This is a genomic window from Ruegeria sp. AH12, assembly GCF_056541465.1.
In genome coordinates, this window is record NZ_JBQFYL010000011.1 from 1 (window position 1) to 14,259 (window position 14,259).

Genomic DNA, 14,259 nt, shown 5'->3' on the forward strand with positions numbered 1-14,259 from the left:
GCTTCGGCTTCGGCTTCGGCTTCGGCTTCGGCTTCGGCTTCGGCTTCGGCTTCGGCTTCGGCTTCGGCTTCGGCTTCGGCTTCGGCTTCGGCTTCGGAAGTCAGGTCTTCGCCAGAGGCGTCTTGGTCAAGCGGTGCATCATCCAAAGGCTCAGCCATTTCGATAACACTTTCGTCCACCAGATCGTCCGATTTCGGGGTTTCCGCCGGTTTCTGATCGGTTTTCTTTTTGCCCGCCACCGTCACATTCCCCTTATCGATTCTAAAATCACCAGAACTACAGACTGGTCCAAGTTAATCTGCACCCGGCTCGCCCTCAACCCGCATCGCGTGTTTCACAAGCTTTTTAACGGCTTTACGCATATGCTTGGGTGTGGGTTCTTTGGCAATCTTCAATCGCTGGAACCCCAAGGTTTTAAGGGGCTCTGCGGTCGCCTCGCTGATTGCAGCCAGCCACAAAGGAGCAGTTCCGACCCAAACATCGGCAAATTGTCGCGCGGTCCGAGGCGAAAACAAAGGCGCGATGACCGGCCTTTCACCGATTGAGGCTGCTGCGGCCTCATCGCTCAGCGGCAACAAAAGCTGCTGATAGACGGGCTGTTCTTGGGTGGTCAGGCCCAGTGCCGTCAACCGATCGGCCACGTTGCCCCGGCTATGTTCCCCACGTAGATGTAACAATGGGCTTGTCGGTCGGACACGCAACAGCGTCGCCACCAGCTCCTCGGCGGTGGCCCCCATCATCTGCGCGTCCCATCCGGCACCCTTTGCGGTGCCGGTGGTCGTAGGGCCCACGCAGAAGGCCGGCAGATCGCGCCTGACCCCTAAGGAGACCGCCGCGTTCACCGCATTGGTCGAGGAAAAAACCAACCCCTGGATATCGTCGGTCTGCACCTGAACGGGCAGCGGCTTAATTTCAAGAATAGGGGAATAAATGACCTCGACCCGTGATCTGGTGCGGGTTGGCAGCTGCGCCACAAACCTCTCCGAGGCAGCACGCGGGCGGGTCATCAACAAATACAACGATCTGCGCCTTTGGCCATGGGATTGTTTGCATCCGCGCAGGGTGATACCCCGCATGCCAATTATGATGCAACGGAACGGGCCAATGGTGCAAACACTAACCATCCTTGGGTTAGAAAGCAGCTGTGATGACACAGCCGCAGCCGTGGTGCGGCAAACCGATGGTACACCGGCTGAAATCTTGTCTTCGGTCGTGCATGGTCAAACCGATTTGCACAGCGCTTATGGCGGTGTCGTGCCCGAGATTGCGGCGCGCGCTCATGCTGAGAAGCTGGATATCTGCGTGATGCAGGCGCTGGATGAAGCCGCATTGGCCCTTAGCGATATTGATGCCATCGCCGTGACCGCCGGGCCTGGGTTGATCGGCGGTGTCATGTCGGGCGTGATGTGCGCCAAGGGGATCAGCGCCGCGACCGGGCTGCCGCTGATCGGCGTCAACCATCTGGCGGGCCACGCCCTGACACCGCGCCTGACTGACGGGGTATCATTTCCCTATCTGATGTTGCTGGTCTCGGGCGGTCACTGCCAATACCTGATCGCGCATGGGCCCGAGGATTTCACACGTCTGGGGGGCACAATCGATGACGCGCCAGGGGAAGCCTTCGACAAAACCGCACGGTTGCTGGGCTTGCCCCAACCCGGTGGCCCTTCGGTTGAGGCCGAGGCTCGGTCAGGCGATCCCAAGCGGTTCCGGTTTCCGCGCCCGCTGCTGGATCGACCCGGCTGTGATCTGTCCTTTTCCGGTTTGAAAACAGCCCTGATGCGCATGCGGGATCAGATCGTAGCCGAGAAAGGGGGGCTGACCCGTCAGGACCGCGCCGACCTTTGCGCCGGATTTCAACAAGCAGTCGTGGACACGCTGGCTGAAAAAACACGCCGCGCCATTGGACTGTATCTTGAACATACCCCCGCAGAGCCGGTGATCGCTGTGGCGGGCGGGGTTGCTGCTAACTCCTCTATTCGTGCAGCATTAGAGTCTGTTTCCGATGAAATGGGTGCCAGGTTTACTGCCCCTCCCTTGGCCCTTTGCACCGACAACGCAGCCATGATTGCCTATGCCGGATTGGAACGCTTTCGCGCCGGTGCGCGGGACGGTCTGGACCTGACAGCCCGCCCGCGCTGGCCCCTGGATCAAACTAGCCCGGCCATGTTGGGCAGCGGCAAGAAAGGGGCGAAGGCATGAGTGTTTCTGTTCTGGGTTCCGGCGCATTTGGAACCGCCTTGGCCATATCGCTAGCGGGTAACGGGCCAGTGACCTTGTGGTCCCGCGACGCGGCGCAGGCGAGAGCGATGCAAGAAACGGCCGAAAACACGCAACGCCTGCCCGGCGTGACTTTGCCGCCCCAGATTAGCGTGACAACGCAAATCGATCAGGCATGTCAAACCAATGTGCTGCTGGTCTCGGTGCCAATGCAACAGCTGCGTACGGCCTTGGAGCAGTACAAATCGGCCGTGGCAGGCAAAACGCTGGTTGCCTGCTGCAAAGGGATTGAACTGTCCACCGGTCTTGGTCCGGTGGCGGTGATCCGCGAAACCGTCCCGGACGCGCAACCTGCGCTGCTAACCGGGCCCAGTTTTGCGGACGACATCGCACGCGGTTTGCCAACTGCGCTTACACTGGCCTGCGCGGATGCGGATTTAGGCAAAGACCTGCAAGCCCGGCTAACCACCACCAACCTGCGCCTGTATCGTACAACTGATACCACTGGCGCCGAACTGGGTGGAGCACTGAAAAACGTTATGGCGATTGGATGCGGAGCCGCCATCGGCGCGGGTTTGGGTGACAGCGCACGGGCTGCCCTGATTACGCGCGGCTTTGCCGAGATGCAGCGTTTTGCCACCCAGCGCGGTGCGCAGGCAGAGACATTGATGGGTTTGTCCGGGCTGGGGGATCTGGTCCTGACCTGCTCGTCCGAATTGTCCCGAAACTATCGTTTTGGCCAAAGTTTGGGTCTAAATCAGCCTTTTGATACAGGCACCACAGTTGAAGGTGTCGCTACTGCACGTGCCGTGGCTGCGATTGCCAATGCCGAAGGGCTTGATATGCCCATCAGCACAACGGTGGCGGAACTCAGCGACGGTGCCTACAGTGTTGCACAAGCGATTCAGTCATTGCTGGGTCGACCCCTGAAGGAGGAATAGAATGCTCATCGCCCTGATCGCCAAAGACAAAGACGGCGCCCTGCAAACGCGGCTGGACAACCGATCGGCCCACCTTGCCTATATCGAGGAAACCGGCGTTGTCTCACAGGCCGGTCCTCTGTTGGACGGGGACGCCATGATCGGATCGCTGATCATTCTGGATGTCGAAGACCTCGCCGCCGCGCGGGCTTGGGCAGATAATGACCCTTATGCCAAAGCTGGGCTGTTTGCCTCGGTCGAGTTGATCCCCTGGAAACGGGTGATTGGCTGATGGCATATTGGCTGTTCAAATCGGAACCTTCGACCTGGAGCTGGGACCAGCAGGTCGCCAAGGGCGATGCGGGCGAAGAATGGGATGGCGTGCGCAACTATCAGGCGCGCAATTTCATGCGGCAGATGGCCGTCGGTGATCGCGGGTTCTTCTATCATTCGCAGAAAGACAAGGCGATTGTTGGGATCGTCGAGGTCTGCGCCGAGGCCCATCCAGACAGCACCACCGATGACGCGCGCTGGGAATGCGTAGACATCAAAGCAGTGCGCCCGTTTTCGCAGGCGGTTACATTAGATCAGATCAAAGCTGATGAACGATTGGCAGAGATGGTGTTGGTACGAAACTCACGCCTGTCCGTTCAACCCGTCAGCGATGCCGAATGGGATGTGATCTGCGCATTGGGGAATACGCTGGCGGATTAGGGATAGATAAAAGGGAAGGTCCTGAACGATGCAGAACCTTCCCTACCCCGCGTGCTCCCTACTCACCACACGCATCTGGAAATATCTGGTTCTGACCGTCCTGGTCACTGAGCTATCTATAGACCGGTCAAGACCCCGGTTTCAAACGGCAAGTCCTTAAACTCTGTCTCAAATGCAAAACGCCCGCCTTGGGGACAGGCAGGCGTTTGTATCTTTGGCTGGATCGGATCAGCCGTAAACGGATTCTTTTCCGAAATGCTTGGTCAGCATGTAGTAGACAACAGCGCGGTATTTGTTGCGTTCGGACATGCCATAGGTTTCCAGGGCTTTGTTGATCGCCTCCATCAGTTCCGGACCATCGGACAGACCCAGCTTTTTGATCAGGAAGTTGTTTTTGACAGTCTCAATTTCACCGTCTTGGCTGGCGGCAACAGTCGATGCATCCGCATCATAAATCGCAGGGCCACAACCGATTGTGACCTTGGTCAGCAGGTCCATATCCGGATCCATGCCACATTTGTTCTTCAGGTCATCGGCATATTTGGCGATCAAGTCGTCGCGTTTTCCCATTAAACAGTCTCCCTATCAGCAGTCCTGGCTGCGGTTACTCAAATCCTTGAAACAGGTGCGGGAAGGTTAATCACAAGTGTTTTCAACACAAAGGGAAAAATTCCAAGCTTTCCCCCTAAGCGGAGAGACGCTTTCGCGAAGCCGAACGAAACGCTTGATCCGCTAAGTCAGAAAAAGCCCGAACCTTGCGGCCGGGCGTGTTACTGCCTGCGTGAACGAATGAAATCGGAGCCGCGGGAGATTTCAGTAACCCCGGCAAAACTTCAACCAGCGCACCCTCTTCCAATTCCCGCTGAACGGCCAACCGTGATTTGACCGCAAGACCCAAGCCCTGCACAGCGGCATCTGTCAGCATATCTGAATTCGACACCGCAATGCGCCGGGCTACAGATAGCTGTCCCTCATAGGTGTCGAAACGGGTTTGCCAAGGCAAACAAGCCCAGCGCATTTGACGTAAATCCTCGACAGATGTTGGGGTGCCATGACGGACAAAAAATTCTGGGGAAGCGCAGATTATTCGGTCATTTTCGCATAGCTTGCGCGCCCTCAGGTTACTGTCGGACAGTTTTCCGACACGAATGGCGCAATCTATGCCTTCATCCACCAATGATACATAGCGGTCCACTGCCAGAAACTCGATCGTCAGGTCGGGATGCTCGGTCTGGAACCCGTCTAACAAAGGCATGATAAAGCGGGATAAAATCCACGGGGATAGGGTTACACGCAGGTGCCCGCGAAGGGCGCCTTTGCCACTCCCGGCCTCCAGCTCGGCCTCGCGCAGATCCGACAGGAGGGGTTCGATCCGGTCCAGAAAAATCAACCCCTCGTTGGTTAGCTGAACCCTGCGACTGTTGCGGTGAAAGAGTTTGAGGTTCAGAACCTCCTCCAGCTTCGCAATTCTGTGGCTGACAGTCGCCGCTGAGATACCCAGCGCCTGCGCCGCTGACCCAACGCCACCGGTTTTGGCGACCGAGACGAAAGTCAGCAGATCATTCACATGGTACATTCGAAATTTCCAAACGCTGGTTTCATAATTCAGGCAGTTATCTAAGAAAAAATCAAATGATATCTGCTCTGTCACGATCAGAGGAGGTCCCGATGAAATCACTTTATGCGGCGGTCTGCGCGATGACGCTGGCAACTCCGACCCTAGCGAACGGGCTGGAGACGTATCTGGAATTCGACAAATCGATCCCACCCGGAAATCTGGCCATCGGGCCGGATGGGCGGATGTTCATGTCGGTGCATGAATTCTACGGGCCTGAACTGCGTATTGTCGAAGTGATGCCCGATGGGTCGACCAAACCCTACCCGACAGAAACATGGGCCCGCGCACCACAGGATGATGCGGACGGGCTGAACGGCGTTCTGGGTCTGCGGGCAGATCGGGAGGGTATTCTTTGGATGCTGGATGGTCAGGGCGAGAACCAGACCGGTCGGATCGTGGGATGGGATACCAATACCGAAAACTTGCATGCGATCCATTACATCGGTGCGCCAGTGGCGCGGCCTACCTCGTTCCTGAACGATCTGGCCGTGGATCGGGATCATGAGGCGATCTATATCTCGGACACGGGCGACGGCCAGAACTCGGCCATTATCGTGGTCGATCTGGAAACCGGTCGCGCGCGACGCGTGCTTGAAGGATCAAAATACACGATCCCAGAAGATACACCGATGGTGATCGACGGGCGTGAGATCACGCTGGGAGGCAACCCTGCAAAAATAGGCATCAACCCGATCACGGTCGATCCGACCAATACATGGGTTTATTTCGCCCCGATGACTGCAAGCGCCATGTATCGCATCCGCACCACCGACCTGTTAGATAAAAGCTTGTCCGATGCTGACCTGGAAGCGCGGGTGGAACGCTATGGAGACAAGCCGATCTCGGATGGGTCCACTGTGGACACGGGCGGCAATGTCTACATCACAGCAATGACCGACAACGCGCTGGGCGTGACGAAACCCGACGGCAGCTATGAGGTGCTGTACCAGTCAGACGACGAATTGCCCTGGCCCGACGGGTTCTCGATCGGAGCGGATGGCTATGTCTATGCCACCATCAACGAACTGCACCGCTCGCCCGTCTTGAACAGGGGCGAGGATGCCTCGCAAGGTATCTACAAGATCGTTCGGTTCAAAGCGTTGGCTGACGCTGTCAGTGGGCGCTGATCACGCTCTAACCCAGCAAGGCCTCGGCAAGCTATCGGCAAAATCCCCAGCCGGGGCCCTGCAGATGAAAATGATCCGCATGCAGGCGGTTGTATTCTGGGCCCAGAACCACGCGGAACCAATCACAGGCCCCCTGCCCGATCTGTCTTAGAAACGCGGCCTCTGGCCCAGCGGCACTCCAATCTGACAACAGCGAAAGCGTCCGCCCATCGGCCAGTTCGACCCCTACGATATCAATCGAGTCGGCGGTGGCATGGCTGCTCCATCGGCTGGATTGACCTTGCGCAGTGCGCATACGGCGGCAGTTGTAACTGCCAGCGTGGCGCAGCCTTTGTACACCCGTGCCCAGGAAATCACGCGCCGCAGGCTGTACGACATGGTGTTCCCACATCGCCAATCGAAGGGTTGTCCGGCAACTGGCCTCAACCGCGTCGATCCGCGAGGTCACCAGCTGTGACAACAGCCCCCGCCCGGTGATCCCGCAGTTTTGATCGACCACCAGATCATCCATCGCCTCAAATCGGGCGCCTGCATCCGACAGCGCGGACCTGCACCGCATCTCATTCGCAAGGGCGCGGTTCAGTTGGTATTTGGTAACTGGTGTGACCGGAGCCTTTACCCTGAGATCGCGCAAAGGGTTCCAATGTGACGGCACGGGCGTTTTGGGATGCGCCAACAGGGCCCATCCACCGCCACCCAAAAGGGTTGCAACGACGGCTATTCTAAAAACGAAAGACGCCGCCAGATACAAGTATCGGCGGCGTCCAGAATTCTGTGTCATCGTCAGACGACAATCAGTAGCGGTAGTGTTCCGGCTTGTAAGGACCTTCCGGTTTCACGCCGATATAGGCCGCTTGCTCATTGTCCATCTTGGTCAGCTTCACGCCGATGCGATCCAGATGCAGGCGGGCGACTTTCTCGTCCAGATGCTTGGGCAGGATGTAGACATCGTTTTCGTACTCATCACCCTTGGTGAATAGTTCGATCTGCGCCAGAACTTGGTTGGTGAAGGACGCCGACATGACAAACGAAGGGTGGCCGGTGGCGTTACCAAGGTTCAGCAGACGACCTTCGGACAGCAAGATGATGCGGTTGCCCGAAGGCATCTCGATCATGTCCACTTGTTCCTTGATGTTGGTCCATTTGTGGTTCTTAAGGCTGGCCACCTGGATTTCGTTGTCGAAGTGACCGATGTTGCCAACGATGGCCATGTCCTTCATCGCACGCATATGCTCGATACGGATCACGTCCTTATTGCCAGTGGTGGTAATGAACACATCTGCAGTTTCGACTTCGTCTTCCAGAAGAGTCACTTCGTAACCATCCATTGCAGCCTGCAGGGCGCAAATCGGGTCAACTTCGGTGACTTTAACGCGGGCACCCGCGCCGGACAGTGACGCAGCCGAGCCTTTGCCCACGTCGCCATACCCGCAAACCACGGCAACTTTACCGGCCAGCATGGTGTCGGTGGCGCGGCGGATGCCGTCAACCAGCGATTCCTTACAGCCATATTTGTTGTCGAACTTCGACTTGGTCACCGAATCGTTCACGTTGATCGCCGGGAACGGGAGGTGTCCTTCTTTGACCAGCTGATACAGACGGTTCACACCTGTGGTGGTTTCCTCGGATACGCCTTTGATCTGGTCGCGCATCTTGGTGAACCAGCCCGGGCTTGCCGCCATACGCTTCGCAATCTGCTTCTTGATCACCTCTTCCTCTTCCGAACCCGGAACCGGAATGATGTCCTCACCCGCTTCTGCACGAGCGCCCAGCAGGATGTAGAGCGTCGCATCGCCGCCATCATCCAGGATCATGTTCGGGCCATCTTGGAACAGGAAGGATTTGTCGAGATAGTCCCAGTGCTCTTCCAGGGTCTGACCTTTGATTGCAAAGACCGGAATGCCCGCCTCGGCAATCGCAGCGGCTGCATGGTCCTGGGTTGAGAAGATGTTGCACGACGCCCAGCGCACATCAGCGCCCAGGGCAACCAGCGTTTCAATCAGAACCCCGGTCTGGATGGTCATGTGCAGCGAACCCACGATCCGCGCGCCTTTCAGAGGCTTGCTTTCACCATACTCGGCACGCAGGGACATCAGCCCCGGCATTTCGGTTTCGGCGATGTCCAGTTCCTTGCGGCCAAACCCGGCAAGCGAAATGTCTTTAACGATATAGTCCCCGGCCATCTGGCGCTCCATTTTTCCGGTCAATCACACTGTGGCTGCCCCTAGCATCCCTTGGGGCAGGTGGCAATGTAGATGTCCGAAAACGGGATGTTACGCCACTGATACTAGCTTGGCGTGCCGTCAACTTTGACTTTCGGGATCGCTTCGAAAAAATCGGTGCCAACGGCGACAATACAGGAAATGCCGTTCGCCTGGGTCACCAAAACGGTGTAACTGCCCGTTTCCTTTGAGGTCCAGACCTCCATGACCGACTGCGCGCCGCGTGTTTTCTGCAAACCACCAAAGGCCAGCTCTTCCGAGTAGCTTTTCTGCAGCTTAGCAATCACATGCGCGCGCTCTGCACAGGTTTGGGCAAAGGCGGGCGGGGCTGTGGCGGCCATGCCAAAGGTCAGGGTAAGGGCGAATAAACGCTTAAACATAGCAAACTCCTTTCGTTTCGCGTTTCGCTGTGTGAGAGGAGCACACCGGGAGAAGCATGCGCCCCCCTCGGTTTTTATGTCGGGATCGCATCGTTTCATTTCAAAGCACGAATGCTCAAGAAAACGTTGGCAGCTGGTGATCCTGACAGGTACATCATAGCAGAAAATCGTGATTTTAATGTGTCCCACTTCACAAGGCATGGCAGAATGGCAACACAACCTCGCGCTTGGCAACGGATGCTATCGGGTCGCAGGCTGGACCTGCTGGATCCGACCCCGGTGGATATCGAGATTGAAGATATCGCCCATGGGCTGGCATTTGTTGCGCGATGGAACGGGCAAACACACGGTGATTTTGCCTATTCCGTGGCCGAACATTCCCTTTTGGTTGAAGAGCTCTATGGCCGCATCGCGCCCGATACCCCGGCGAAATGGAAGCTCGCCGCACTGCTACACGACGCGCCGGAATATGTGATTGGTGATATGATCTCGCCCGTCAAATCCGCCGTCGGCGCGGGCTACGGCGCGCTGGATGACCGTCTGATGGCAGCGATCCACATCCGGTTCGGGCTACCCGCCGAGGTTCCAAAGACGATAAAACGACAGATCAAGAAGGCCGACAAGATCAGTGCGTGGATGGAAGCGACGCAGATCGCAGGATTTTCCGAATCTGAAGCGACGAAGTTCTTTGGGCGACCGGATAAAGCCATTATGGACGGTTTGAAGATTACACTGCGCCCACCGGTTGAGGTGCGACTGGCATATACTCAGCGGCATCAACAGCTGCTGAGCAATCTTTGAACGCAGCGTTCGAACTAATCCACCCGCTGTTCAACCCTCTGAATGATGCGTCCTTCAGACTCATGGGCAGACCATCGGACAGGTGTGGCGGTCACACTTGTGAGTGTCGTTTTGCCTCCGGCCTTTTGAACTTCCGCCTGCAGTATCACACTACTTGCGATATCTTCATGGGCGAACCCCCACAGCAAGCTGCCCAGCGAATAGGCAATAGGTACTGTCTTGTCTGTGTCGGACTTTAGCCGATAAAGCTGAATTGGCTGAGGCACATGCGGGTGGTGACAGACGATGATATCTGCTCCAAATTCCGCCAGCTCTTCCGCTGCTTCTTGTTGTGCCCGTCGCGGGAACAGCTCGAATTCGTGACCCCAATGAAGAACCGCAATGATCAAATCGCATTCGGCGGCCTTTGCGTTTGATATCTGCGTTTTCAGCAGCTCGACATCGGGCGGCTGATGCTTGGAGGTCAGCTTGGCCAGATTGACATAATAGCCGTGTCCATCAGGCAGAGTTTGACCATTGGTTCCAAACGCGCAGGACGCAAAACCGATCTTGATCCCGTTTCGTTCGATGATGTTAGCCGCGTCAGGGTCAGCCGGGGCTTCACTCACTCCAATCGGCAGGATGTTCCGCTTGGCCAGTGTGGCCAGTGTCGTTTCCACGCCTTCGATGCCCATATCGAAGATATGATTGTTTGCCAGATTCAAGACATCAATCGCCCGACCCTGATGGCTGGTCAATGCATCGAACTGATCTTCTGACGCACATTCAACAGGAGGGCCGGCATCGCCGATTACTTCATCCACCAGAGGTTGGGTTGTAACAGGCGATTCATAGTTGGCGATGACGATATCGTTTTTGAACAACAAGTCTTCGATCTGTGCATAAACCTGATCCTGCGCGGGCTCAGCCCGATGCGTGCGCAGGATATCCCCGGCAAAACCCAGCGTGAGAGTCTCGACCTTTTCACCCTGTGCCCGCGGCGCAAGCTGAGCATGCTTTACTTTCATAAACTCAGACGTTTGCAGCTCGGGTTCGGGGAATTGCACTGGATTTTTACTTTTGTAGACCCAGTACAGATTATCCAACAAATTCATCTCCGAGACTTCGCCCGCCGCCCCCTTGCGCGGGCGCGCCCAAAACCCAAATATTTCAGCCGATTTTGTCACCAGCGCGACAATCCCTTTCAAAACGGGATTCGAGATTTTCAGCGCCTCATACGGCGTGTTTGGCAATAGGGACACTGGGGTTTCTCACTTATCATTTCCGAACCTTTAGTACGCATGCAGATCACCAACATGCATAGGTCCTCGCGGTAGCATAAATAGGGTTAACAAAACGATACTCAGAATAATATGACGCTGTAAATCCGTCGCAAAACTAGGCCAAAAACGCGACCAGAACGGGCGCGCGGTCAATGTTCAAAGGTTGACAGGAGGGGGTCAACCAGACGACAGCCTGGCCATGTGAACCCGTCAGCGCGGGCTGCGCTTGGCCAAAATGCGCTGCAATGTCCGGCGGTGCATGTTCAGACGCCGCGCAGTTTCAGACACGTTGCGATCACACAGCTCATAGACTCTCTGGATATGCTCCCATCGCACGCGATCTGCGCTCATGGGGTTTTCCGGCGGCGGAGGCAGCTCGTCGCCCTTGGCCAACAACGCGTTGGTAATGTCTGTGGCATCCGCGGGTTTGGAAAGGTAGTCTGTCGCCCCGATCTTGACCGCAGCCACTGCGGTGGCAATCGCACCATAGCCCGTCAGAACCACTACCCGACTATCGGGACGTTTTTCGCGCAGCACTTCGACAACATCGAGCCCATTGCCATCCTCAAGCCTGAGATCGACAACCGCATAGGCAGGTGGACGGGCAGTGGAAATGGCGCGACCGGCGGCAACGGAACCGGCGGTTTCAACCTCGAACCCGCGCTTTTCCATGGCCTTTGCCAGACGCCTCAGAAACGGCTCATCATCATCCACCAGAAGCAAGGTTTTGTCCGGGCCGATATCAAGCTGAGAAGAGTCTGCCATTCTTGGGTCTTTCGGTTATTTCATGCCTTTGGCTTGAACATGAGTAATAGCAGCGCCGCACTAAAGGTCAAACCGGCTTGTCCTCAGGATGCCTGATCGAGAAAGCAACCAATCTTGTCGGCCATTTGTTCGGCCGTGTCGTCGCGTTTGAAAAACTCCAGAAATCCATCCTCGGGTGTGACCAGATAAGTAAAGGTCGAATGGTCAACAAGATAGTATTCGTCGCTTTTATCGTGGGCCTTGTAGTAAGTCTTGTAGGCCTGGCTGGCTGCTTTGACCTGTTCGGGCGATCCGGTCAGGGCAATCAACCGCTCGTGCAGGTTGAATGCATAGTCGGCCACCACTTCGGGCGTATCCCGATCCGGATCGATGGAGATGAACACGGGCGTCACCGATTGCCCGCGCTCGGCCAGAATGTCCACCGCATCGGCATTGCGGGACATATCGAAAGGACAGACATCGGGGCAAAAGGTATAGCCAAAATAGACCAGCGTTGGCTCGGTAATCACATCCGCGTCAGTGACCGTCTCGCCCTTACCGTTGACCAGTTCGAACGGTCCACCAATCGCAGCGGTCCCGCCTGCGATCTGGCTGGACCGGCATTGGGCGTATTTGTCATCCGACCCTGATCCTTGTGTCAAAAGCCACATCGCCCCAAGGCCAACAGCCAGGACAACAGTTGCGAGAATTGCATAGAGGCGGGTCATGACAAATATCCATACGCAAGGGATTGTTGATCGTTTCGGCCGGGACACCTATCAAGATGAACAGCTGATGCAACAGGACATAATCGACCCATGGCAGATTCCAATCAGACGTTTTGGCGCGGCCAGGAGCGCAGCAGCTGGATCCGGCTGCGCACACTAATCCTGTTGCGCTGGGTGGCCATCGTCGGCCAGATCACCGCCATCACGGTTGCCCAGCAAACCTATCATGTGCAGCTTGAACTCGGGCTTTGCTATCTGGCCGTTGGAGTTTCGGTCCTCGGCAACCTGACGGCGATCTTCCTGTTTCCGCAGAACAAACGCCTGTCCGAGTTCGAAAACTTCCTGATGGTGCTGTTTGACCTGCTGCAACTGGCGTTTCTGCTGTATCTGACCGGTGGTTTGAACAACCCGTTCACCCTGCTGCTGTTGGGGCCCGTCACGATATCGGCCAATGTTATGAGCACGCGCTCTACCCTGATCGTTGGCGGTGTGGCCATCATCCTTGCCACCCTACTGGCTGAATTTCACCTGCCCTTGCGCACCGATATCGGGTTCATTCTGCGCATCCCCGATATTCTTCTGTTCGGCAACTGGGCGGCTATCATCATTGCGATCGTCTTCATCGGGGCCTATTCGCATCGTGTCAGTTCCGAAGTGCAATCCATGTCCGAGGCGCTGTCTGCCGCGCATATGGCCCTGGCGCGTGAACAAAAACTGACCGATCTGGGCGGAGTTGTCGCCGCCGCCGCGCATGAACTGGGGACGCCGCTGGCCACGATCAAACTGACCAGCTCGGAACTGATCGAAGAGCTGGAAGATCGCCCCGATCTGAAAGATGACGCCGCCCTGATCCGCGAGCAAGCGGATCGCTGCCGCGATATCCTGCGTGATATGGGGCGGGCAGGTAAGGACGATTTGCATTTGCGCCAGGCCCCGATCTCGACCGTTATCCACGAGGCCGCGGAACCGCATATCGAACGCGGCAAGCTGGTGCATTTCATCGAAGGCCCGGCGCTGGATGGGGATGTGCAGCAGCCCTCGATCCTGCGAAAGCCCGAAATCATTCACGGGCTGCGCAACCTGATCCAGAACGCGGTGGATTTTTCGCGCGCCAATGTCTGGGTCGAGGCGCATTGGACCACGGATCAGATCACCGTCAGCATCATGGATGACGGGCGTGGATATCCCTCGCACCTGATGGGCCGGATCGGTGATCCGTTCATGCGCCGAAGGCGGGCCGAGACAGACCAACGCGCGCGCCCCGAATACGAAGGGATGGGGTTGGGCCTGTTTATCGCCAAAACCCTACTGGAACGCAGTGGAGCCGAGCTTGAATTTGCCAATGGCTCAGACCCCTATCAGCATTTGTCAGATAATCCGGCACATCGGGGGGCCATCGTGCGCGTTTCATGGCCACGCAAAATGATTGACGCGCAAAAAGGCGACACGCCAGTGCCATCCGGCAGCAACCAGCGCATTCGGGCGTGAGTTAACAGTGCGTTAACCAATCGGAGCAATAGTCT

The 14,259-nt window shown here is 56.8% G+C and carries 16 protein-coding genes and 1 pseudogene; 7 read left to right on the forward strand and 10 right to left on the reverse strand.

Annotation, left to right across the window (positions count from 1 at the left end; all coding sequences use genetic code 11):
- Together ACR0EL_RS15225 and ACR0EL_RS15230 are read right to left on the reverse strand one after the other, a co-directional pair.
- Positions 1–239: pseudogene (locus ACR0EL_RS15225) on the reverse strand (hypothetical protein); the annotation flags it as partial.
- A gap of 54 nt (positions 240–293) precedes the next feature.
- A complete protein-coding gene (locus ACR0EL_RS15230) occupies positions 294–974 on the reverse strand; it encodes a uroporphyrinogen-III synthase (RefSeq protein ID WP_480500802.1) in 681 nt (226 codons plus the stop codon).
- Positions 975–1,104: 130 nt separating this feature from the next.
- On the opposite strand from ACR0EL_RS15230, the gene tsaD reads away from it, so the two are divergent.
- Genes tsaD through ACR0EL_RS15250 form a run of 4 tightly spaced genes read left to right on the forward strand, consistent with a single transcriptional unit; the run spans position 1,105 to position 3,854 of the window.
- Positions 1,105–2,202 carry a tRNA (adenosine(37)-N6)-threonylcarbamoyltransferase complex transferase subunit TsaD gene (tsaD, locus tag ACR0EL_RS15235; protein WP_480500962.1) on the forward strand — a complete coding sequence of 366 codons (1,098 nt, stop codon included), beginning with the start codon at positions 1,105–1,107 and terminating at the stop codon, positions 2,200–2,202.
- On the forward strand, positions 2,199–3,161 hold the full coding sequence (locus ACR0EL_RS15240) for an NAD(P)H-dependent glycerol-3-phosphate dehydrogenase (RefSeq protein WP_480500804.1): 963 nt from the start codon (positions 2,199–2,201) through the stop codon (positions 3,159–3,161). The genes tsaD and ACR0EL_RS15240 overlap by 4 nt, the downstream gene beginning before the upstream one ends.
- A 1-nt stretch (position 3,162) precedes the next feature.
- Positions 3,163–3,432: a YciI family protein gene (locus ACR0EL_RS15245; protein WP_480500805.1), complete on the forward strand. Its 270-nt coding sequence runs from the start codon at positions 3,163–3,165 to the stop codon at positions 3,430–3,432.
- A complete protein-coding gene (locus ACR0EL_RS15250; protein WP_480500806.1) occupies positions 3,432–3,854 on the forward strand; it encodes an EVE domain-containing protein in 423 nt (140 codons plus the stop codon). The genes ACR0EL_RS15245 and ACR0EL_RS15250 overlap by 1 nt, the downstream gene beginning before the upstream one ends.
- 228 nt (positions 3,855–4,082) lie before the next feature.
- Here the strand turns inward: ACR0EL_RS15250 and ACR0EL_RS15255 are convergent, their stop codons facing one another.
- Both ACR0EL_RS15255 and ACR0EL_RS15260 read right to left on the reverse strand, forming a co-directional pair.
- Positions 4,083–4,424 carry a DUF2853 family protein gene (locus ACR0EL_RS15255; protein ID WP_170534337.1) on the reverse strand — a complete coding sequence of 114 codons (342 nt, stop codon included), beginning with the start codon at positions 4,422–4,424 and terminating at the stop codon, positions 4,083–4,085.
- Between the two features lie 115 nt (positions 4,425–4,539).
- A complete protein-coding gene (locus ACR0EL_RS15260) occupies positions 4,540–5,430 on the reverse strand; it encodes a LysR family transcriptional regulator (protein ID WP_480500807.1) in 891 nt (296 codons plus the stop codon).
- A 92-nt stretch (positions 5,431–5,522) separates the two neighbouring features.
- On the opposite strand from ACR0EL_RS15260, the gene ACR0EL_RS15265 reads away from it, so the two are divergent.
- The gene (locus tag ACR0EL_RS15265) at positions 5,523–6,599 is read left to right on the forward strand and encodes an L-dopachrome tautomerase-related protein (protein WP_480500809.1); all 1,077 of its coding nucleotides are present in this window, start codon (positions 5,523–5,525) and stop codon (positions 6,597–6,599) included.
- Between the two features lie 31 nt (positions 6,600–6,630).
- On the opposite strand, the gene ACR0EL_RS15270 is transcribed toward ACR0EL_RS15265, so the two are convergent.
- From ACR0EL_RS15270 to ACR0EL_RS15280, 3 genes are all read right to left on the reverse strand, one after another.
- Positions 6,631–7,380 carry an extensin-like domain-containing protein gene (locus tag ACR0EL_RS15270; protein WP_480500810.1) on the reverse strand — a complete coding sequence of 250 codons (750 nt, stop codon included), beginning with the start codon at positions 7,378–7,380 and terminating at the stop codon, positions 6,631–6,633.
- A gap of 13 nt (positions 7,381–7,393) precedes the next feature.
- The gene (ahcY, locus tag ACR0EL_RS15275; RefSeq protein ID WP_480500811.1) at positions 7,394–8,782 is read right to left on the reverse strand and encodes an adenosylhomocysteinase; all 1,389 of its coding nucleotides are present in this window, start codon (positions 8,780–8,782) and stop codon (positions 7,394–7,396) included.
- 104 nt (positions 8,783–8,886) lie between these two features.
- Entirely contained in the window at positions 8,887–9,201 is a 315-nt protein-coding gene (locus ACR0EL_RS15280; protein ID WP_480500812.1) for a hypothetical protein, read from the reverse strand.
- A 207-nt stretch (positions 9,202–9,408) separates the two neighbouring features.
- Between ACR0EL_RS15280 and ACR0EL_RS15285 the strand changes: the two genes are divergently transcribed.
- Positions 9,409–10,002, forward strand: coding sequence for an HD domain-containing protein (locus ACR0EL_RS15285; protein ID WP_480500813.1), 594 nt, complete (start codon positions 9,409–9,411; stop codon positions 10,000–10,002).
- A gap of 14 nt (positions 10,003–10,016) precedes the next feature.
- Here ACR0EL_RS15285 and ACR0EL_RS15290 read toward each other — a convergent pair whose 3' ends face one another.
- The 3 genes from ACR0EL_RS15290 to ACR0EL_RS15300 all read right to left on the reverse strand — a co-directional run bounded on the left by ACR0EL_RS15290 (position 10,017) and on the right by ACR0EL_RS15300 (position 12,736).
- The gene (locus tag ACR0EL_RS15290; RefSeq protein WP_480500814.1) at positions 10,017–11,243 is read right to left on the reverse strand and encodes a CapA family protein; all 1,227 of its coding nucleotides are present in this window, start codon (positions 11,241–11,243) and stop codon (positions 10,017–10,019) included.
- 231 nt (positions 11,244–11,474) lie between these two features.
- Complete coding sequence (locus tag ACR0EL_RS15295) at positions 11,475–12,029, reverse strand: ActR/PrrA/RegA family redox response regulator transcription factor (RefSeq protein WP_353008442.1); 555 nt, start codon at positions 12,027–12,029, stop codon at positions 11,475–11,477.
- A gap of 83 nt (positions 12,030–12,112) precedes the next feature.
- The gene (locus ACR0EL_RS15300; RefSeq protein ID WP_480500816.1) at positions 12,113–12,736 is read right to left on the reverse strand and encodes an SCO family protein; all 624 of its coding nucleotides are present in this window, start codon (positions 12,734–12,736) and stop codon (positions 12,113–12,115) included.
- 90 nt (positions 12,737–12,826) lie between these two features.
- Here ACR0EL_RS15300 and regB point away from each other — a divergent pair, with 90 nt between their 5' ends.
- The gene (regB, locus tag ACR0EL_RS15305) at positions 12,827–14,224 is read left to right on the forward strand and encodes a sensor histidine kinase RegB (protein WP_480500817.1); all 1,398 of its coding nucleotides are present in this window, start codon (positions 12,827–12,829) and stop codon (positions 14,222–14,224) included.
- Positions 14,225–14,259: the final 35 nt, after the last annotated feature.

Coding starts and splice junctions, on each gene's coding strand:
- ACR0EL_RS15285 (WP_480500813.1), top strand. CDS start 9,409: ATGGCAACACAACCTCGCGCTTGGCAACGGATGCTATCGGGTCGCAGG.
- ACR0EL_RS15250 (WP_480500806.1), top strand. CDS start 3,432: ATGGCATATTGGCTGTTCAAATCGGAACCTTCGACCTGGAGCTGGGAC.
- ACR0EL_RS15260 (WP_480500807.1), bottom strand. CDS start 5,430: ATGTACCATGTGAATGATCTGCTGACTTTCGTCTCGGTCGCCAAAACC.
- ACR0EL_RS15240 (WP_480500804.1), top strand. CDS start 2,199: ATGAGTGTTTCTGTTCTGGGTTCCGGCGCATTTGGAACCGCCTTGGCC.
- ACR0EL_RS15265 (WP_480500809.1), top strand. CDS start 5,523: ATGAAATCACTTTATGCGGCGGTCTGCGCGATGACGCTGGCAACTCCG.
- ACR0EL_RS15245 (WP_480500805.1), top strand. CDS start 3,163: ATGCTCATCGCCCTGATCGCCAAAGACAAAGACGGCGCCCTGCAAACG.
- ACR0EL_RS15255 (WP_170534337.1), bottom strand. CDS start 4,424: ATGGGAAAACGCGACGACTTGATCGCCAAATATGCCGATGACCTGAAG.
- ahcY (WP_480500811.1), bottom strand. CDS start 8,782: ATGGCCGGGGACTATATCGTTAAAGACATTTCGCTTGCCGGGTTTGGC.
- regB (WP_480500817.1), top strand. CDS start 12,827: ATGGCAGATTCCAATCAGACGTTTTGGCGCGGCCAGGAGCGCAGCAGC.
- ACR0EL_RS15280 (WP_480500812.1), bottom strand. CDS start 9,201: ATGTTTAAGCGTTTATTCGCCCTTACCCTGACCTTTGGCATGGCCGCC.
- ACR0EL_RS15270 (WP_480500810.1), bottom strand. CDS start 7,380: ATGACACAGAATTCTGGACGCCGCCGATACTTGTATCTGGCGGCGTCT.
- ACR0EL_RS15295 (WP_353008442.1), bottom strand. CDS start 12,029: ATGGCAGACTCTTCTCAGCTTGATATCGGCCCGGACAAAACCTTGCTT.
- tsaD (WP_480500962.1), top strand. CDS start 1,105: ATGGTGCAAACACTAACCATCCTTGGGTTAGAAAGCAGCTGTGATGAC.
- ACR0EL_RS15300 (WP_480500816.1), bottom strand. CDS start 12,736: ATGACCCGCCTCTATGCAATTCTCGCAACTGTTGTCCTGGCTGTTGGC.